The following is a 15,364-nucleotide window of genomic DNA, read 5'->3' as shown; positions in this document are numbered from 1 at the left end:
GATGCTTTTGTGACTGTGAGTATTATATAATTTACTTAATAAAAAGGGAGTAATTATATGAAAAATTGGCTAGCAAGCGGAGTATTGATCGGACTAGTTTCTGGTGCCGGGTTTAGTGCTATCAACGGTCAAGCAGCAGACATCGGTGTGAAAGTTGAAACAAGTGGACAGATACATCAATCGGGCAGTACCAATGACATTGCGTATTGGCAAACGAGAGTTAAGTCAACACGTACAAGTGTGGATCAACTTAAGTCTAGAATAGTTGTTTTGAGCGAAACGATTACGTCTAATCAATTACAAGCACGTGCTGGAGAATCTGAAATTAACGCTGCTGAACAGCAACTGTTACAGGCAACGGAATCTTACGCTAATGGGAAGGCTCAGATCGCACAAGGAGAAACAAAGCTGGCTCAAGCAAAAGATAGTTTAGTTCAAAGCAACGTAGAAGTTACTCAGAAGCAGTCAGATTTTGAATTAGCACAAGCTAACAATCAAACTATACAGCCTCAATTAGCTACTGTGAGCGCTAAAATCGCTGATTATCAGGTTCAATTATCAAAATTAGAACCAACATCCGCCAATTATCAGCAAAATCAACAGGAATTAACACAGGCCAAGACGACCTATCAAGAGTTGGCTGAGTCTGCACAAGCTGCCAAGGTGATTTATTTAGCTAAGCAGCAGGCTCTGGCGGATGCACAAACAAAAGATCTGCAATTACAATATGAATATAACAATGCTAAAGCTATGATAGATCAAGGTGCAACCCGGTTAGCCAACGGTAAAACGCAACTGGATGCTGGATGGACGACCGTTAACCGCGCAAAAGGACAATTAGTACAGGCACAAGCAAAATTAACACAACAAGAGGCGCAACTTAATGAATTGAAGGGGACTCTCACTGGTGTTACCAATGAAATGAATACGGCAACTACTAATCTAGCGGTAGTTAAACAAATTGGGTTGACTCAAGTGACGCAACGGGTGACGTCTCAGTCAAAAAGCACCAGTTCTCAGAGCGATCGTCATGATTCTAAGCCTAAATTAAATGTGATTAGTATTGGTAAGTCGACTACTCAAAGTAGAACGGCTGAAATTGTCAGCAAGCCCAATACCACTCCGCTGACTAATGGTGTTAAAAAGGTCAACGCCGCTATCATCATAAAGAAATCAGTTAATACAAAGGTAAAATCAACTTTAATAAAGCAATTACCAGTGAAGCTGGCTCAGAGTAGCTTGAATAACTCTGTGAGAAAACAGCAACAATTACCAAAAACAAGCGAAAAATCGCAGCAAGCGCTCAATTGGTTGGGTATTTTGTTACTTAATTTAACGATATTTACTGGAGTCATTACTCGGCACCAGCTAAATTGAGATAATGACGTCAAATGAGCCAATTGAAAAGGTATTGGACCTTTTTTCAGCCGGTTTATTGATAGAATAGGGATAACTAAATTTTCCAAGGAGGAATTCGTGTATGCAATGGACCGAAGTGACGGTCAGTACTTCTAATGAAGCCGTCGAAGCTGTTTCGAATATTTTAATGGAATCTGGTGCGAGTGGCGTCAAGATCGATGATGCGCTTGATTATCAGAATTTAAAACCTGATCGTTATGGTGAAATCATTGATTTGGACACGATTCCACACATTACGTCTGGCGCCAAAATATCAGCGTACTATCCAGAAACAATTTTTGTCCCAGAAATTGTTCCAACTATCAAACAACGGGTGGCTAAGTTAGCCGATTATGGTTTGAACCCAGCCCCAGGCGAAGTTAGTATGGTGGCGTTATCGGATGAGAATTGGGCGACCGCTTGGAAAAAATACTATCATCCTGTTCGTGTGACCCGTTATCTCACGATTGTCCCTAGTTGGGAAAGCTATCAGCCAACGCAACCTGGTGAACTTGTGTTGAAGCTCGATCCTGGGATGGCGTTTGGAACAGGGACTCATCCAACGACTAAATTATCGTTGCAAGGTTTGGAAACCGTGATCAACGGTGGTGAACATTTACTTGATGTTGGGACGGGTTCTGGAATTCTCAGTATTGCGGCCAAAGCCATGGGGGTCGGTCAAGTTGAAGCATATGATCTGGATGAGGTCGCGGTGAAGTCTGCTCAAGCCAATTTGGATCTGAATCCAGTTGCTGCAGATATCAAAGTTGCGGCGAATGATTTGCTGAAAGGTATTCACACCCAGGCAGATATCATTGTTGCCAATATCTTGGCGGAGATTATCGTGCCACTGGTGCCGCAAGCCAAAGCTAATTTAAAACGTGGTGGTTACTTCATTACGTCCGGCATTATTGACGACAAGTTCCAAGTGGTGGTCACGGCCATCAAAGCAGCTGGCTTCCAAATTGCCCAACACACGCAAATGGGTGACTGGCATAGTATTGTCGCTTATTTACCGACGGATGCCGATTAACGGAGGGCCACAATGCAACGTTATTTTTTAACTAACACGATTACCACTACCGTTGACTCAGTGTTTGAATTAACCGGTGAGAGTGTGCACCACTGGCTCAAAGTGATGCGTGCGCAACCCGGCGATCAAGCAGAATTTGTGACGCGCAATCAACAAGTTGTTATTGGCAAGTTGCTTAGTAGTACCACAACCACCGCTCAAGTGGCAGTGCAACAAGTGACGACGCCACAAGTGGAGTTGCCCTTACAAGTCTTGATTGCTTGCGGGGTTTCAAAAGGTGACAAAACTGAACAAATTGTCCAACGTGGGACTGAGCTAGGCGCGGCTGGTTTTATCTTCTTTGACAGCCAATATGCTGTTGCTAAATGGGCGACTAATAAACGGGAACGAAAACTGTCCCGACTTGTTAAAATTGCTCAGGCGGCCGCGGAACAATCGCATCGGACTGTGGTACCAACGGTGAGTTACCAAGCCAATTTAAGTACGTTGGTTCAACAAGTGTCCTACGATGCTGGCATCGTGGCGTGGGAAGAATCAGCCAAGCAAGGCGAAAGCAGTCAGTTAGTCCAAACATTGAACAAAATGCAGCCACAGCAGCGTTTACTGGCAATTTTTGGTCCAGAAGGTGGGCTGACATCGACGGAAGTAAGCGATTTAAACCAAGTGGGCGTGGTTTCTGCCGGGTTAGGACCACGAATTATGCGGGCCGAAACGGCGCCAATGTACCTACTTAGCGCGGTTTCTTTTTCGCAAGAATTAGTGTAATTTCATGGTCGGTGGTGTACAATAAATAATCATAGTCATTAAGCATTTAAGTGTAAGTGAGGGATTAGTTTGACGGAGAAATTTCGTAAATATAGCGGCCAATATTGGCTGATCGCGATTGTCGTTGGTGTCGGACTACCTTGGCTATTAAAGTTATTGAGCGTCAGTCGATTTCATCAAATCGTCTGGTTGTTATTTTGTTTTGACTTTATCGTTTCAATGATCATTGGTTGGCAGATTCGACGAACCGCTCGGACGGGCTGGTTAGTCTGGTTGTTCCCAATATTTTGTTTACTTGGTCTCTATCTATTTTTCCCCAAGTACGTCTACTATCTCGCACTAGTCGATTTAGGACTCTCGTACTTATCATACGGGATGGCCGCACCCCGTGAAACACAACGGGATTAGCGGTTGCAAGGCACGTCGGGTGATTAACGAACGTGCCTTTTTATGAAACTAAAATTTTTTAGAAATCGTGGTGATATGGAATGCCCAAACAACCTACTTGGACGGCTCAAGACGTCCTGAATGCCGTTCAAAAGTATATGAATGCAGATCACGTCGCGTTGGTTAAACGGGCGTGTGATTTCGCAACTTATGTGCACAAGGATCAAATTCGGCAGTCCGGCGAACCCTATATCATGCATCCCATTCAAGTTGCTGGTATTTTAGCTGAATTGAAGATGGATCCCGAAACGGTTGCGTCTGGTTTTTTGCACGACGTGGTCGAAGATACCGGGGTGACCTTAGGCGATGTTGAGGAATTATTCGGTCATGATGTGGCGGTGATTGTAGATGGCGTCACTAAATTAGGAAAAATTCGGTATAAGTCCAACAAGGAACAACTGGCCGAGAATCATCGGAAGTTGTTATTGGCAATGTCCAAAGACATTCGGGTCATGATTGTTAAATTAGCGGACCGGTTACATAACATGCGGACTTTGCAGCATCTCCGTCCGGACAAACAACGTCGTATTGCCAATGAAACCTTAGAGATTTACGCGCCAATTGCGGATCGGTTAGGGATTAGTACCATTAAATGGGAATTAGAGGACATTTCGTTGCGTTACTTGAATCCTCAACAGTATTATCGCATCGTGCATTTGATGAACTCACGGCGCGAAGATCGTGAAAAATACATTGAAATTGCGATTCAAGATATTCAACAAGCCTTAAAAGATTTGAAATTGCCCGAAGCTGAAATTTATGGCCGACCGAAGCACATTTATTCAATCTATAAAAAAATGCGGGATAAGCACAAACAATTTAGTCAGCTCTATGATTTATTGGCGATTCGAGTTGTTGTGGATTCAATTAAGGATTGTTACGCAGTCTTGGGTGCGATTCATACACAGTGGAAGCCGATGCCTGGGCGTTTTAAGGATTATATTGCGATGCCTAAGGCCAATATGTACCAATCTCTCCATACGACGGTCGTAGGTCCTGAGGGTAAGCCACTGGAAATTCAGATTCGGACCTATGAGATGCATCGGGTCGCTGAATATGGGGTTGCGGCACACTGGGCCTACAAGGAAGGCGTTCGTGATCAAGTCCAAGCAACCAAATCTGGTAATAAGTTGAATTTGGTCAAAGAAATTATTGAGCTACAAGATGAAAGTAAAGACGCCGCCGACTTTATGGAAGGGGTCAAAGGCGACCTCTTTAGTGATCGAGTCTACGCGTTTACGCCTAAGGGCGATGTAACCGAGTTGCCAAAGGGTGCTGGTCCATTGGATATGGCGTACTCGATTCATACTGAAGTGGGAAATCATACGACCGGTGCCAAGGTCAATGGCAAGATTGTTCCCCTAGATTATCAAATCAAAAATGGGGATATTGTCGATATCCTAACTTCGACTAGTTCAACTGGTCCCAGTCGAGATTGGCAGAAGTTAGTTTACACGCGGCGAGCACGTAATAAGATCAAACAATTTTTCCGCAATGCGGACCGTAAAGAAAATATCATTACGGGTCATGAATTGTTGGAGAAACAGTTGCGTGACTTTGACTTCAACCCTAAAGAAGTTATGTCGAAAGAAAAGCTCGACGCCGTTGCTAAAAAGATGCATTACGGCAGTGAAGATGATTTGTTTGCCGCTTTAGGCTTTGGTGATGTGCAACCAGTCGGAATTGCTAACCGGTTGACAAATGATGTCCGCAAACAACGAGAAGCCGATCGTCAGCGTGAGCGTGAGCGGGCAATTTTGGAAGAACATCATGAACAAACGACTAAGAAGAAAGCCAAAGATCAACAAGAGGAGAAGGATAAAAATGACGAAAAACGTCGGAAGGTTTCTTCTTCTGGCGGGGTCATTATTCAAGGTGTCGATAATTTGTTGGTTCGGTTGAGCCATTGTTGTTCACCCATTCCAGGCGATGAGATCGTGGGTTACATCACTAAAGGTCGTGGGGTTTCGGTTCATCGGGTCGATTGTCCCAATGTCAAAAGTGCTGAATCCCAAGGTGAACGGCTCATTGAAGTAGAATGGGAAGATCCTGAAGGAGATCGCACGAACTATAATTCAGATCTTGAAATCCAAGGTTATAATCGTAATGGGATGTTGAACGATGTCTTAAAGGTTATCAACAACAACACGAAATTCTTGACGAATGTTAATGGGAAAGTTGACCATAACAAGATGGTAATTATCAGTGTTTCGTTGGGGGTTCGTAATTTGGAGCATTTGCAACGAATCATTGATAGTCTGAAGAACGTTCAAGATGTTTATGTGGTTGAACGGAAGATGTTTTAGGAGGTTGGACCATAGTGCGAGTGGTGTTACAACGAGTCAAACAAGCTGAGGTGACGATTGCAGGTCAAAGCCATGGCAAAATTCAACAAGGCTTTGTATTACTAGTTGGTTTTGAAGCCGGTGACGGTCAGGCAGAGCTCGATTATTTGACGCATAAGATTTTAAACTTGCGAGTGTTTAGTGATACTGCTGGCAAAATGAATTTGAACCTACAACAAATTGGTGGCGCGATTCTGTCGATTTCGCAGTTCACCTTGTATGCTGAAACGCGGCATGGTAATCGGCCGAGTTTCACTGCCGCTGGTGATCCAGCCCTTGCCACAAAGTTGTATGACCAGTTCAATGAACAGTTGGCCGCTACGGGGGTAACGGTTGCAACCGGTGAATTTGGCGCAGACATGCAAGTCGCTTTGGTGAATGATGGACCAGTGACCATTTGTTTTGATACAGATCAAAAGTAAGTTAAACGTTGAAGTGACCGCAAAGCCACTTCAACGTTTTGGCTAATACAATTAATTATTTGGGGGATTTGAGGGCATGCGAGAATTTATTTGGGATTTTGATGGGACTTTAATGGATACTTATCCAGCGATGGTGTCAGCTTTTCAACGAGCGGTACAAAATTTAGGCGGCGAGTTGACTCGGACTGAGATCTATACCATGATGCGACAACAATCGCTAGGATTTGCTGAGCGCGAAGTGGCTAAACGCTATGGTTGGGAGTTGTCAGCGTTACGGGCTGGTTATCAACAATATGAACCGGTATTACAAGCACCGGTGGCTTTCGATGGCGCCAAGACTGTTTTAGCGAAGATCAAAGCGGTCGGTGGGCACAACTATTTGATGACGCATCGTGATCAAGTGGCGTTGACTTACTTAGCTAAGGCCGACTTAAAACAGTATTTTGATGATTATGTCACTGGTGAACAACCGTTTCCACGCAAGCCAGATCCAGCCGCCCTCAATTATTTGTTGGATAAAAATGGGGTCACTCATTCGGAGGCCGTAATGGTTGGAGATCGTAACTTGGATATTGAAGCTGGGCATCGTGCACACGCGTCAGGTTATCTATTCGATTATGATCAGTTGATTGAAGTAACGAGTCAACCGGAAATTCAAGTTGCCCAATTAACTGATTTATTACCATTGATCAACTAAATTATTTTGGATATTAAAAGGTCCTCTCGCAGCTAAATAAGCGGGACTACCTTTTTTTGATATGCCAACATCTTGGCTAATACAAGTCTAAAATTCGATCGACTGCTGGACCATAAGTTTCCCCAAATAAGTTCAAATGGGCCAGCAAATAGTAAAGTTGGTACAATGGTAGCCGCGCTTGATTACCGCTGTCTAATGGCAGAACAGCTTGATAGCCGGCATAAAAGTCAGCGTCAAAGCCGCCAAAAATCGTTGTCATGGCCAGATCCATCTCACGATCCCCATAAAAAATGTCGGGGTCAATCAGCGCAGGTGTCCCATCGGCAGTAAACATGACATTACCAGACCATAAATCGCCATGCAATAAACTTGGCTGGACCTTCTGCATGTGTTTGTCAGCCATGATCTGTACACGTAATCGCTGAAAATGCTGATCACGCTGTGCCGACCATAAACCGTGTTGTACGGCTAACTTGACTAATACATCTAAGCGTTGTTGGGTATAAAAAGTTGCCCAATTAGTTTGCCATTGGTTGTATTTTGGTATTTTCCCAAGGGTGAAGTCATTAGCCAAGCCAAATTTTGGCATGGTTTGTTGATGGACCGCAGCGACTGCACGTCCTAAATCTGCTTGCGATCCGTGACCTGCCGTCAGCCAGCTTAGAACTTAAATAACCATCTTTTTCGATGGTTCCTTGAGCAATCACTTTTGGTGTTTTCACGACGGCCCCAAGTTTTTTGAGACCATCGACTTCATGGTCAAAAAAGGCGGCGCCGCGTTGTGGTTGAACTTTTAAAAAGTAACGTTGTTGTTGACTTTCGAACGAAAAGGCAGCATTAATGTCACCGCCACTGACAGGGTAAACATTAGTAATGTTGGGTAAGGGTAATTGTGCGAGCCAAGCTTTTGTCAATTGCATAAAAAAACTCCTTTCTTAGTGATTGTCTAACTCTTCTCATTAACCCTAGTTGTAACACCAAAAGCCGCCCAAAACGAATGGTTTGGACGGCTTGATTAGTTTATTGACCCGCAAAGTAGCTCGTTAAACCAGCATAGACAGCATGCGCCACTTCGTTAGGATATTTTTGTGAACTGATTGTCTTAAAATCTTTTTTATCATTGATGTAACCGAGTTCCATTAAAACGGCTGGTACTTGATTATCACGAATGACTAAGAAATCTCCGAAGGCCACACCTTTGTTTTTAATTGGCAGGGCATCGACGTCGCTACTCAGGGCATTGGCTAAGCCTAATGACGTTGATTTGTGATAGTAATAAGTAGTGATTCCAGAAGCAGTGTTTTTTTCTGGTGAGCTATCAAAGTGAAAACTGATGAACGCATCCGCATGTAGTTTATTTGCCAAGGCTGGCCGAGCACTAAGACTGACGGATTTATCGGTATCACGCGTCAAAACAACATGTGCACCGGCAGCGCGTAAACGTTTAGCGACTACTTTGGCCACGCGTAACGTGTAAGTCTTTTCCATCTTACCCTTGCTAGAGAGTGCCCCAGAGTCGGAGCCCCCATGACCAGGATCGATCACGATAGTTGCTTCGGAAATTTTAGTCGTTTTAGTTAATTGGGTATTATGTTCATTGACGAGCCAACTCGCAATCCAACCGAATTTATGATCCGCATAACGCACGTACAACCAGTTGTTTTTGCGACGCATGATGTGAACTTTAGTGCCTTTGCTAGTCCCATCGGTAATGGCATAACTCATCCCAGGACCTTCGCGAATGTTGACGTTTGCGATATTCACGATGGCAGTATTGTGTGTGGCTAAAACAAAAATGAACCCAGCAATGAGCCCGATAAAGATGATTGAAATTGTGATTTGACGCCAAAAATGTTTGAGAACTTGCATGGATTCACCAACTAAATTTAATAAATTTGCATTACCAAGATAGTATACCAAAAATTAAGGATTGAAAACGGCTTACTAGGATTAATTTTTAGGATGAACGTTGACATTTGCGCTTAAATCGTGTAACTTTAACCATATATTAATAAATCGACCGCAGAGAAAGTATGAGCATTGTGCAACGCTTTAGCCAGAGACCGGTAGTGCTGAGAATTCCGGATTGCGAGCAATGAGGAGACGCTTTTGAGGTGAACGTAAAAGTTCCGCCTGTTATTTAGTACAGACGTTATCAGTTAGTGCTCATAAAGGTGGTACCGCGCAAAAAGCGCCCTTGGATAAACAAACAAGGGCGCTTTTTTTGTCGATTTGAATTGAAGGAGGAAATCAAATGAGATACCAACGGCCAAAAGGCACCGCAGATATTTTGCCTGGTGATAGTGAAAAATGGCAATATGTTGAACAAACTGCGCGTGAACTTTTCAAGACGTATCAGTTTAAAGAAATTCGCACGCCAATTTTTGAAAATTTTGAAGTTTTCTCACGTTCCGCAGGTGATACTTCGGATATTGTGACGAAAGAAATGTATGATTTCCATGACAAGGGTGATCGCCACGTTACCTTGCGACCAGAAGGCACCGCGGGTGTGGTACGGGCGTTTGTTGAAAATAAATTGTATGGGCCACAAGTTTTAAAGCCTTACAAAGTTTATTACATGGGACCAATGTTCCGTTATGAGCGGCCACAATCAGGTCGCTTACGTGAATTTCATCAACTAGGGGTTGAAGCTTTCGGTAGCGAGAGTGCAGCGCTGGATGTTGAAGTTATTGCGATGGGTTACAACTTATTGAAGAAGTTCGGACTAAATGATTTGAAGTTGGTGATCAATACTTTAGGTGATCAACAGACTCGTGACGATTATCGTCAAGCGCTGATCGATTATTTAGAACCACATTTTGATGAATTAAGTGACGATTCCAAAGCCCGTTTGCACAAGAATCCATTACGGGTCTTGGATAGTAAAGCGGCACAAGATCAGAAGTTTGTGGCTGCCGCACCCTCCATCTTGGATTATTTGACACCAACGGCTAAGGCGCATTTTGATCAAGCTAAAGCTTATTTAGAAGCCTTGGAGATTCCTTATGAGATCGATGCAACCATGGTGCGTGGACTTGATTATTATAATCACACGATTTTTGAAATCATGACAAATTCAGACTCACTCGGACAAGGCTACACCACGATTTGTGCGGGTGGCCGGTATAATGGCTTAGTTAAAGAGCTTGGCGGTCCTGAAACGTCAGGGGTTGGTTTTGGCCTCGGTGTTGAACGCTTACTCGTTTTAATGGCTGCCGAAAAGATTGCCTTCCCAACGACGGATCATTTGGACGTTTATGTCGTCGGAATCGGTGAAGAAGCGAGCGCAACGACCTTGAAATTAGTTCAAGCCGTCCGTGGCGCTGGCCTAACCGCTGAACGTGATTACTTGGATCGTAAGCCTAAAGCACAGTTTAAGAGCGCTGATCGGTTGAATGCACGTTATACGATGACGGTTGGCGAAAGTGAATTAGCTAGCGGCGTCGTTAATTTGAAGTCAATGGCGACGGGGGAAGAGACCCAAGTTGCCATGGCAGATATTTATGATCATGTGAAGCAAGTTTTAGCTGCTAAATAATTAAGGAGGAATTGAATTCATGAAACGAACCACTTATGCTGGGTTAATCAACGAAGACTACCTTGGTCAAAAAGTTATTTTACAAGGCTGGGTGCAAAAGCGCCGGGACTTGGGTGGCTTGATTTTTATTGATCTACGGGACCGTGAAGGTATCTTACAATTGGTCTTCAGTCAAGAATTCTCAACGACTGCATTGGCAGTTGCCGACCAGTTACGGAACGAATATGTAATTGAAGTACAAGGTAAGGTCGTTAATCGGGCTGATAACGCGATTAATCCGAACATGAAGACTGGTAAAGTCGAAGTTGAAATTCAAGAAGCCAAAATCTTGAATACCGCGAAAACACCGCCATTTTATATTCAAGATGACATCAATGTTTCCGACGAATTGCGTTTGAAGTATCGCTATTTAGATTTACGGCGGCCAGAAATGCAACGCAACTTGAGAATTCGTAATGGAATCACTCGTGCGGTGCATAGTTATTTTGACGCCAATGGCTTTTACGATATTGAAACGCCATTTTTAACCAAGTCAACGCCTGAAGGGGCTCGTGATTATTTAGTGCCTTCACGGATCTATCAAGGTCATTTTTACGCCTTGCCACAATCACCACAATTATTTAAACAGTTGTTGATGGGTGCGGGTTTTGACCGTTACTATCAAATTGCCCGTTGTTTCCGTGATGAAGATTTACGTGGTGACCGTCAACCTGAATTTACGCAGATCGATATGGAAACGTCATTCTTAACGGCGGAAGAAATCCAGTCGTACACTGAGGGATTGATCAAACAAGTCATGAAAGAAGTTAAGGGCATCGATGTCCAAACACCTTTCAAACGGATCACTTGGCAAAATGCCATGGATCGTTTTGGTTCCGATAAACCAGATGTTCGTTTTGGGATGGAATTAAAAGATCTCTCCAAAGTCTTAGCTGACACTGATTTTAAAGTCTTTGCTAGCACCATTAAAAATGGTGGCTTCGTGAAAGCAATCGCCGTTCCTGGTGGCGCGGCTAACTATTCACGTAAAGCGATTGATGCCTATGCGAGCTATGTAGAACGCTTTGGTGCCAAGGGGCTAGCTTGGATGAAGGTCACGGATGATAGTTTCAGTGGGCCAATTGCTAAGTTCTTCAAGGATGATTTTGAAGCCATTACGCAGGCCATGGACGCTAAGCCCGGGGACTTGTTACTATTTGCGGCCGATAACTTTAAGGTGGTTTCTGACACGTTGGGTTACTTGCGTAAAGCGATCGCCAAGGAACAAGGCCTGATCGATGAAAACAAGTATGCCTATCTTTGGGTCGTTGACTGGCCACTCTTTGAGTATGATGAAGGTATCGAACGCTGGGTTCCAGCGCACCATCCATTCACGATGCCAAACGAGGAAGATGTTCATTATCTAAACGATGGTGAAGATCCACATAAAGCACATGCGCAGTCTTATGATATTGTCCTTAATGGCTACGAATTAGGTGGCGGGTCAATCCGGATTCACACCCGTGACTTACAAGAAAAAATGTTTAAGGCTTTGGACTTCACCAAAGAACGCGCCGAAGAACAATTTGGTTTCTTGTTAAATGCACTCGACATGGGCTTTCCACCGCATGGCGGTTTAGCCATTGGGTTGGATCGTTTCGCGATGTTACTGTCTGGTAATGATAATATTCGTGAAGTGATCGCGTTCCCTAAGAACTCGAAGGCTTCTGAACCAATGACGAATGCACCAGCGGAAGTTTCAGAGCGACAATTACAAGATTTGGCGTTATTTGTCACCAAACCAAAAGATTAAGTGGCTCCTTAGCTCGTCCAATCAAGCGACTGGACGGGCTTTTTATTTCGTGTTAGATTTAGATTAAATTTTAATTGGAGTGATTCTCATGAAAACTGAAACAGCAATTTTTGCCGGTGGGTGTTTTTGGTGCATGGTCGCACCCTTTGATCGACAACCTGGAATTATTAGTGTCGTATCTGGATTTACCGGTGGTCACACGGTTAATCCAACTTACGAACAGGTTAAGACGCATACAACTGGTCACACGGAAGCCGTGAAAATTACGTTTGATCCCCAAAAGATTAGTTATGCGGACTTAGTAGAAATCTATTGGCATCAAACTGATCCCACTGATGCGATGGGCCAATTTCAGGACCGTGGTGATAATTATCGGCCGGTGATCTTTGTGAATGATGATGAACAGCGGCAAATCGCGACAGCTTCAAAGGCGCGGTTGCAAGCTTCTGAACAATTTGAGGCGCCCATCGTGACTAAGATCAGTGACGTCCAACCATTTTATCCGGCAGCGGCTGAGCATCAACGTTTCTATCGAAATAATCCCGTGGTCTATGCGGCTCAAGAAGCTGGCGGTCGAGCTGACTTTATCGCTGAGCATTGGCAAACGGCCCCGAAAGTAGACTAATTTGATGGGAAAATCCTGAGAAGGGTTAAACTTTCGGGTGAATTGGTGCAAGGGCTGTTTACCGCAGTTTAGGCATGTTAGAATAACGGAGACATCATATAAAGGAGCGCAAAAAAATGACCGATTTTCAGCAGTTGACTCGGCGTCACCGCGATGTGACGAAGGCGTCAACGGCGTTTATCTATGCGATTTTAGTTTCCGTCGCCATGAACTTTTTCTGGACCCCCGGCCACATTTATTCTTCTGGGATTACGGGGCTCGCGCAATTAATTAATAGTTTAATGGGTAAGTTTTTGCCTGTTCAATTTTCGACGGCGTTATTGCTATTCTTACTTAATGTACCCATGTTCGTGATTGCTTGGCGTTCAATTGGGCACCGTTTTACCGTGTTTACTTTTTTAGCCGTCACTTTATCTAGTATTATGATCAAAGTGGTCGCACCGGAAGGGTTGACCCACGATCCGATCATTTGCGCGATATTTGGTGGCGCAGTCAATGGTTTCGGGACGGGGACGGCCTTGAAAAATGGGATCTCGACTGGTGGGCTGGATATTATTGGGATCGTCTTGCGGCGTAAAACTGGCCGGAGTATCGGGACGATCAATATGGCCTTTAATTCAATTATTGTCATTGCGGCGGGTTTTGTGTATGGTTGGCCTTATGCGTTTTACTCTGCATTAGGGTTATTGGTCAATGGTCGAGTGATTGATATGACTTATACGCGGCAACAAAAGATGCAGGTCATGATCATTACCAGTCGGCCGAAAACGGTGATCGACAGTGTTCAGAATCGGATTCGGCGTGGGGTCACGATCGTGCATAATGCAGAAGGGGCCTACAAACATGATGATAAAACGATTCTGTTTACGGTCATTACCCGTTACGAAATGTCGGAATTAACGGCTGCAATGTCGGAATCGGATCCGCATGCTTTTGTCAGCATCTCTGATACCGTGAAAATTTTAGGGCACTTTTATGAGCCGGAGCCCTGAGCAAAATCAGTCTGGAATATTTTCCAGGCTTTTTTTGCGGTCACGATTAAATCGGTTAGGGCCTAAAATAAGTTTAAATCCCACGACCATGATCCCGCTGAAGTGGTGGAATATGCTATAATGCACTAGTTATATTTCGGAATTGAAAGGGTGGCTGGCGTGAAAAAGACCGTTTATTTGTGGCTTGTTAAACTCATTTCATGGTTCGCACAGTTTCGACAGACGGACACGATTATTTATTTAATGAGTTTTGCGGATAACTTGGATTTTATTGAACAATTGCATCAAACAGTGGGCGACCGGTTAGTCGTTTATTATTTGTCTAGCGCGCAAAGTGGTGCGGCACAACTATTACCAGCGGACATCACGATTCGGCCATTTCATGATTCGATTCGCTTTGCGATGACCGGAGTGCCGGTCCTAACGTGCGCGGCAGATATTTATTGTGACAATTACTATGCTTTTACGGCAGGACTAAAACGTCGTCAGGGCCAACGCATCATTCAATTATGGCATGCCAGTGGGGCAGTCAAGGCCTTTGGTTGGCACGACCCGGCAACTTTGAAGCGGTCGCCAGCGGATCAAAAACGTTTTCAGGCTGTTTATGATCAAATTACCGACTATGTAGTGGGTTCGACCAAAATGGGCCAGGTCTTTGCGGCTAACTATCACGTTCCCCAGCAACGGATGCGTGTTTTGGGCTATCCACGTTCCGATCGATACTGTCAGTCGGCTTGGGTGTCGGCGACGCGGCAGGCTATTTTTCAGCAACATCCGGCCTTACGAGATCGTGAGGTCGTGTTGTATGCGCCCACCTATCGCGCTGGGGTGACTTTTGACTTACCAGCAGATTTTGCCACGTTAAAGTTAAAGGCGACTCAGGTCTTAGTGATCAAATTACATCCGCATCTGGCGGCGCAAGCCCAACAGCTTTATCAACGTTATCCCAATCTGATCACGTTAGTACCGGAGTTTAGTACGGATGAACTACTGACGGTGACCACGACTTTGATCAGTGACTATTCATCGGTTATTTTTGACTATGCTTTATTGCCAAATTGCCAAAAAATCATCTTGTTTACCTTTGATTGGGCAAGCTATCGTCGCGCGGTCGGGTTGCAGGCTGATTTTAAGCAATGGGCGCCGGGACCGTTCGTGACCACGACGGCGGAACTTAATCAAGAATTAGCAACGCCAGCTAAGGCCAATCAATTGACTAGCTTTAATCAGCTATGGAATACTCAAAATGATGGTCAGGCGACCAAGCGCACGTTGGCTTATTTTTACCCGCAGTCGCGGTAACCCACCAG

At 44.3% G+C, this 15,364-nt stretch carries 13 protein-coding genes and 1 pseudogene; 12 read left to right on the top strand and 2 right to left on the bottom strand.

What is annotated here, in order from left to right:
* Positions 1 to 57 precede the first annotated feature (57 nt).
* The 7 genes from RA086_RS07580 (at position 58) to RA086_RS07550 (ending at position 7,107) form a co-directional block, all read left to right on the top strand.
* The gene (locus RA086_RS07580) at positions 58 to 1,377 is read left to right on the top strand and encodes a coiled-coil domain-containing protein (RefSeq protein ID WP_308703230.1); all 1,320 of its coding nucleotides are present in this window, start codon (positions 58 to 60) and stop codon (positions 1,375 to 1,377) included.
* A 103-nt stretch (positions 1,378 to 1,480) separates the two neighbouring features.
* Positions 1,481 to 2,431: a 50S ribosomal protein L11 methyltransferase gene (gene prmA / locus RA086_RS07575; protein WP_308703229.1), complete on the top strand. Its 951-nt coding sequence runs from the start codon at positions 1,481 to 1,483 to the stop codon at positions 2,429 to 2,431.
* A gap of 12 nt (positions 2,432 to 2,443) precedes the next feature.
* Complete coding sequence (locus tag RA086_RS07570; protein ID WP_308703228.1) at positions 2,444 to 3,196, top strand: 16S rRNA (uracil(1498)-N(3))-methyltransferase; 753 nt, start codon at positions 2,444 to 2,446, stop codon at positions 3,194 to 3,196.
* A 69-nt stretch (positions 3,197 to 3,265) separates the two neighbouring features.
* The gene (locus tag RA086_RS07565; RefSeq protein ID WP_308703227.1) at positions 3,266 to 3,604 is read left to right on the top strand and encodes a hypothetical protein; all 339 of its coding nucleotides are present in this window, start codon (positions 3,266 to 3,268) and stop codon (positions 3,602 to 3,604) included.
* 80 nt (positions 3,605 to 3,684) lie between these two features.
* Positions 3,685 to 5,949, top strand: a complete 2,265-nt coding sequence (locus tag RA086_RS07560; RefSeq protein ID WP_308703226.1) for a RelA/SpoT family protein — start codon at positions 3,685 to 3,687, stop codon at positions 5,947 to 5,949.
* Positions 5,950 to 5,963: 14 nt separating this feature from the next.
* A complete protein-coding gene (gene dtd, locus RA086_RS07555) occupies positions 5,964 to 6,410 on the top strand; it encodes a D-aminoacyl-tRNA deacylase (RefSeq protein WP_308703225.1) in 447 nt (148 codons plus the stop codon).
* Between the two features lie 76 nt (positions 6,411 to 6,486).
* Positions 6,487 to 7,107 carry an HAD-IA family hydrolase gene (locus RA086_RS07550; RefSeq protein WP_308703224.1) on the top strand — a complete coding sequence of 207 codons (621 nt, stop codon included), beginning with the start codon at positions 6,487 to 6,489 and terminating at the stop codon, positions 7,105 to 7,107.
* 76 nt (positions 7,108 to 7,183) lie between these two features.
* On the opposite strand, the pseudogene RA086_RS07545 reads toward RA086_RS07550, so the two are convergent.
* Both RA086_RS07545 and RA086_RS07540 read right to left on the bottom strand, forming a co-directional pair.
* Positions 7,184 to 8,027: pseudogene (locus tag RA086_RS07545) on the bottom strand (fructosamine kinase family protein).
* Between the two features lie 100 nt (positions 8,028 to 8,127).
* Positions 8,128 to 8,976, bottom strand: coding sequence for an N-acetylmuramoyl-L-alanine amidase (locus RA086_RS07540; RefSeq protein WP_308703223.1), 849 nt, complete (start codon positions 8,974 to 8,976; stop codon positions 8,128 to 8,130).
* A 385-nt stretch (positions 8,977 to 9,361) separates the two neighbouring features.
* On the opposite strand from RA086_RS07540, the gene hisS reads away from it, so the two are divergent.
* From hisS to RA086_RS07515, 5 genes are all read left to right on the top strand, one after another.
* Complete coding sequence (gene hisS / locus RA086_RS07535; RefSeq protein WP_308703222.1) at positions 9,362 to 10,645, top strand: histidine--tRNA ligase; 1,284 nt, start codon at positions 9,362 to 9,364, stop codon at positions 10,643 to 10,645.
* A gap of 19 nt (positions 10,646 to 10,664) precedes the next feature.
* Positions 10,665 to 12,437 (top strand): aspartate--tRNA ligase, encoded by a 1,773-nt coding sequence (gene aspS, locus RA086_RS07530; protein WP_308703221.1) that lies wholly within the window; start codon positions 10,665 to 10,667, stop codon positions 12,435 to 12,437.
* Between the two features lie 88 nt (positions 12,438 to 12,525).
* The gene (gene msrA, locus RA086_RS07525) at positions 12,526 to 13,062 is read left to right on the top strand and encodes a peptide-methionine (S)-S-oxide reductase MsrA (protein ID WP_308703220.1); all 537 of its coding nucleotides are present in this window, start codon (positions 12,526 to 12,528) and stop codon (positions 13,060 to 13,062) included.
* 116 nt (positions 13,063 to 13,178) lie between these two features.
* Positions 13,179 to 14,054 (top strand): YitT family protein, encoded by an 876-nt coding sequence (locus RA086_RS07520; RefSeq protein WP_308703219.1) that lies wholly within the window; start codon positions 13,179 to 13,181, stop codon positions 14,052 to 14,054.
* Positions 14,055 to 14,213: 159 nt separating this feature from the next.
* Positions 14,214 to 15,356, top strand: coding sequence for a CDP-glycerol glycerophosphotransferase family protein (locus tag RA086_RS07515; protein WP_308703218.1), 1,143 nt, complete (start codon positions 14,214 to 14,216; stop codon positions 15,354 to 15,356).
* The last annotated feature ends 8 nt before the right edge of the window (positions 15,357 to 15,364 follow it).

It is taken from the genome of Lactiplantibacillus brownii (genome assembly GCF_031085375.1).
GTDB classification, from domain to species: domain Bacteria; phylum Bacillota; class Bacilli; order Lactobacillales; family Lactobacillaceae; genus Lactiplantibacillus; species Lactiplantibacillus brownii.
This window is presented reverse-complemented; position numbering and strand designations above follow the sequence as displayed.

Excerpts from the sequence above, each read along its gene's own strand:
- RA086_RS07580 (WP_308703230.1), top strand. The coding sequence starts at position 58 with ATGAAAAATTGGCTAGCAAGCGGAGTATTGATCGGACTAGTTTCTGGT.
- prmA (WP_308703229.1), top strand. The coding sequence starts at position 1,481 with ATGCAATGGACCGAAGTGACGGTCAGTACTTCTAATGAAGCCGTCGAA.
- RA086_RS07570 (WP_308703228.1), top strand. The coding sequence starts at position 2,444 with ATGCAACGTTATTTTTTAACTAACACGATTACCACTACCGTTGACTCA.
- RA086_RS07560 (WP_308703226.1), top strand. The coding sequence starts at position 3,685 with ATGCCCAAACAACCTACTTGGACGGCTCAAGACGTCCTGAATGCCGTT.
- RA086_RS07550 (WP_308703224.1), top strand. The coding sequence starts at position 6,487 with ATGCGAGAATTTATTTGGGATTTTGATGGGACTTTAATGGATACTTAT.
- RA086_RS07540 (WP_308703223.1), bottom strand. The coding sequence starts at position 8,976 with ATGCAAGTTCTCAAACATTTTTGGCGTCAAATCACAATTTCAATCATC.
- hisS (WP_308703222.1), top strand. The coding sequence starts at position 9,362 with ATGAGATACCAACGGCCAAAAGGCACCGCAGATATTTTGCCTGGTGAT.
- aspS (WP_308703221.1), top strand. The coding sequence starts at position 10,665 with ATGAAACGAACCACTTATGCTGGGTTAATCAACGAAGACTACCTTGGT.
- msrA (WP_308703220.1), top strand. The coding sequence starts at position 12,526 with ATGAAAACTGAAACAGCAATTTTTGCCGGTGGGTGTTTTTGGTGCATG.
- RA086_RS07520 (WP_308703219.1), top strand. The coding sequence starts at position 13,179 with ATGACCGATTTTCAGCAGTTGACTCGGCGTCACCGCGATGTGACGAAG.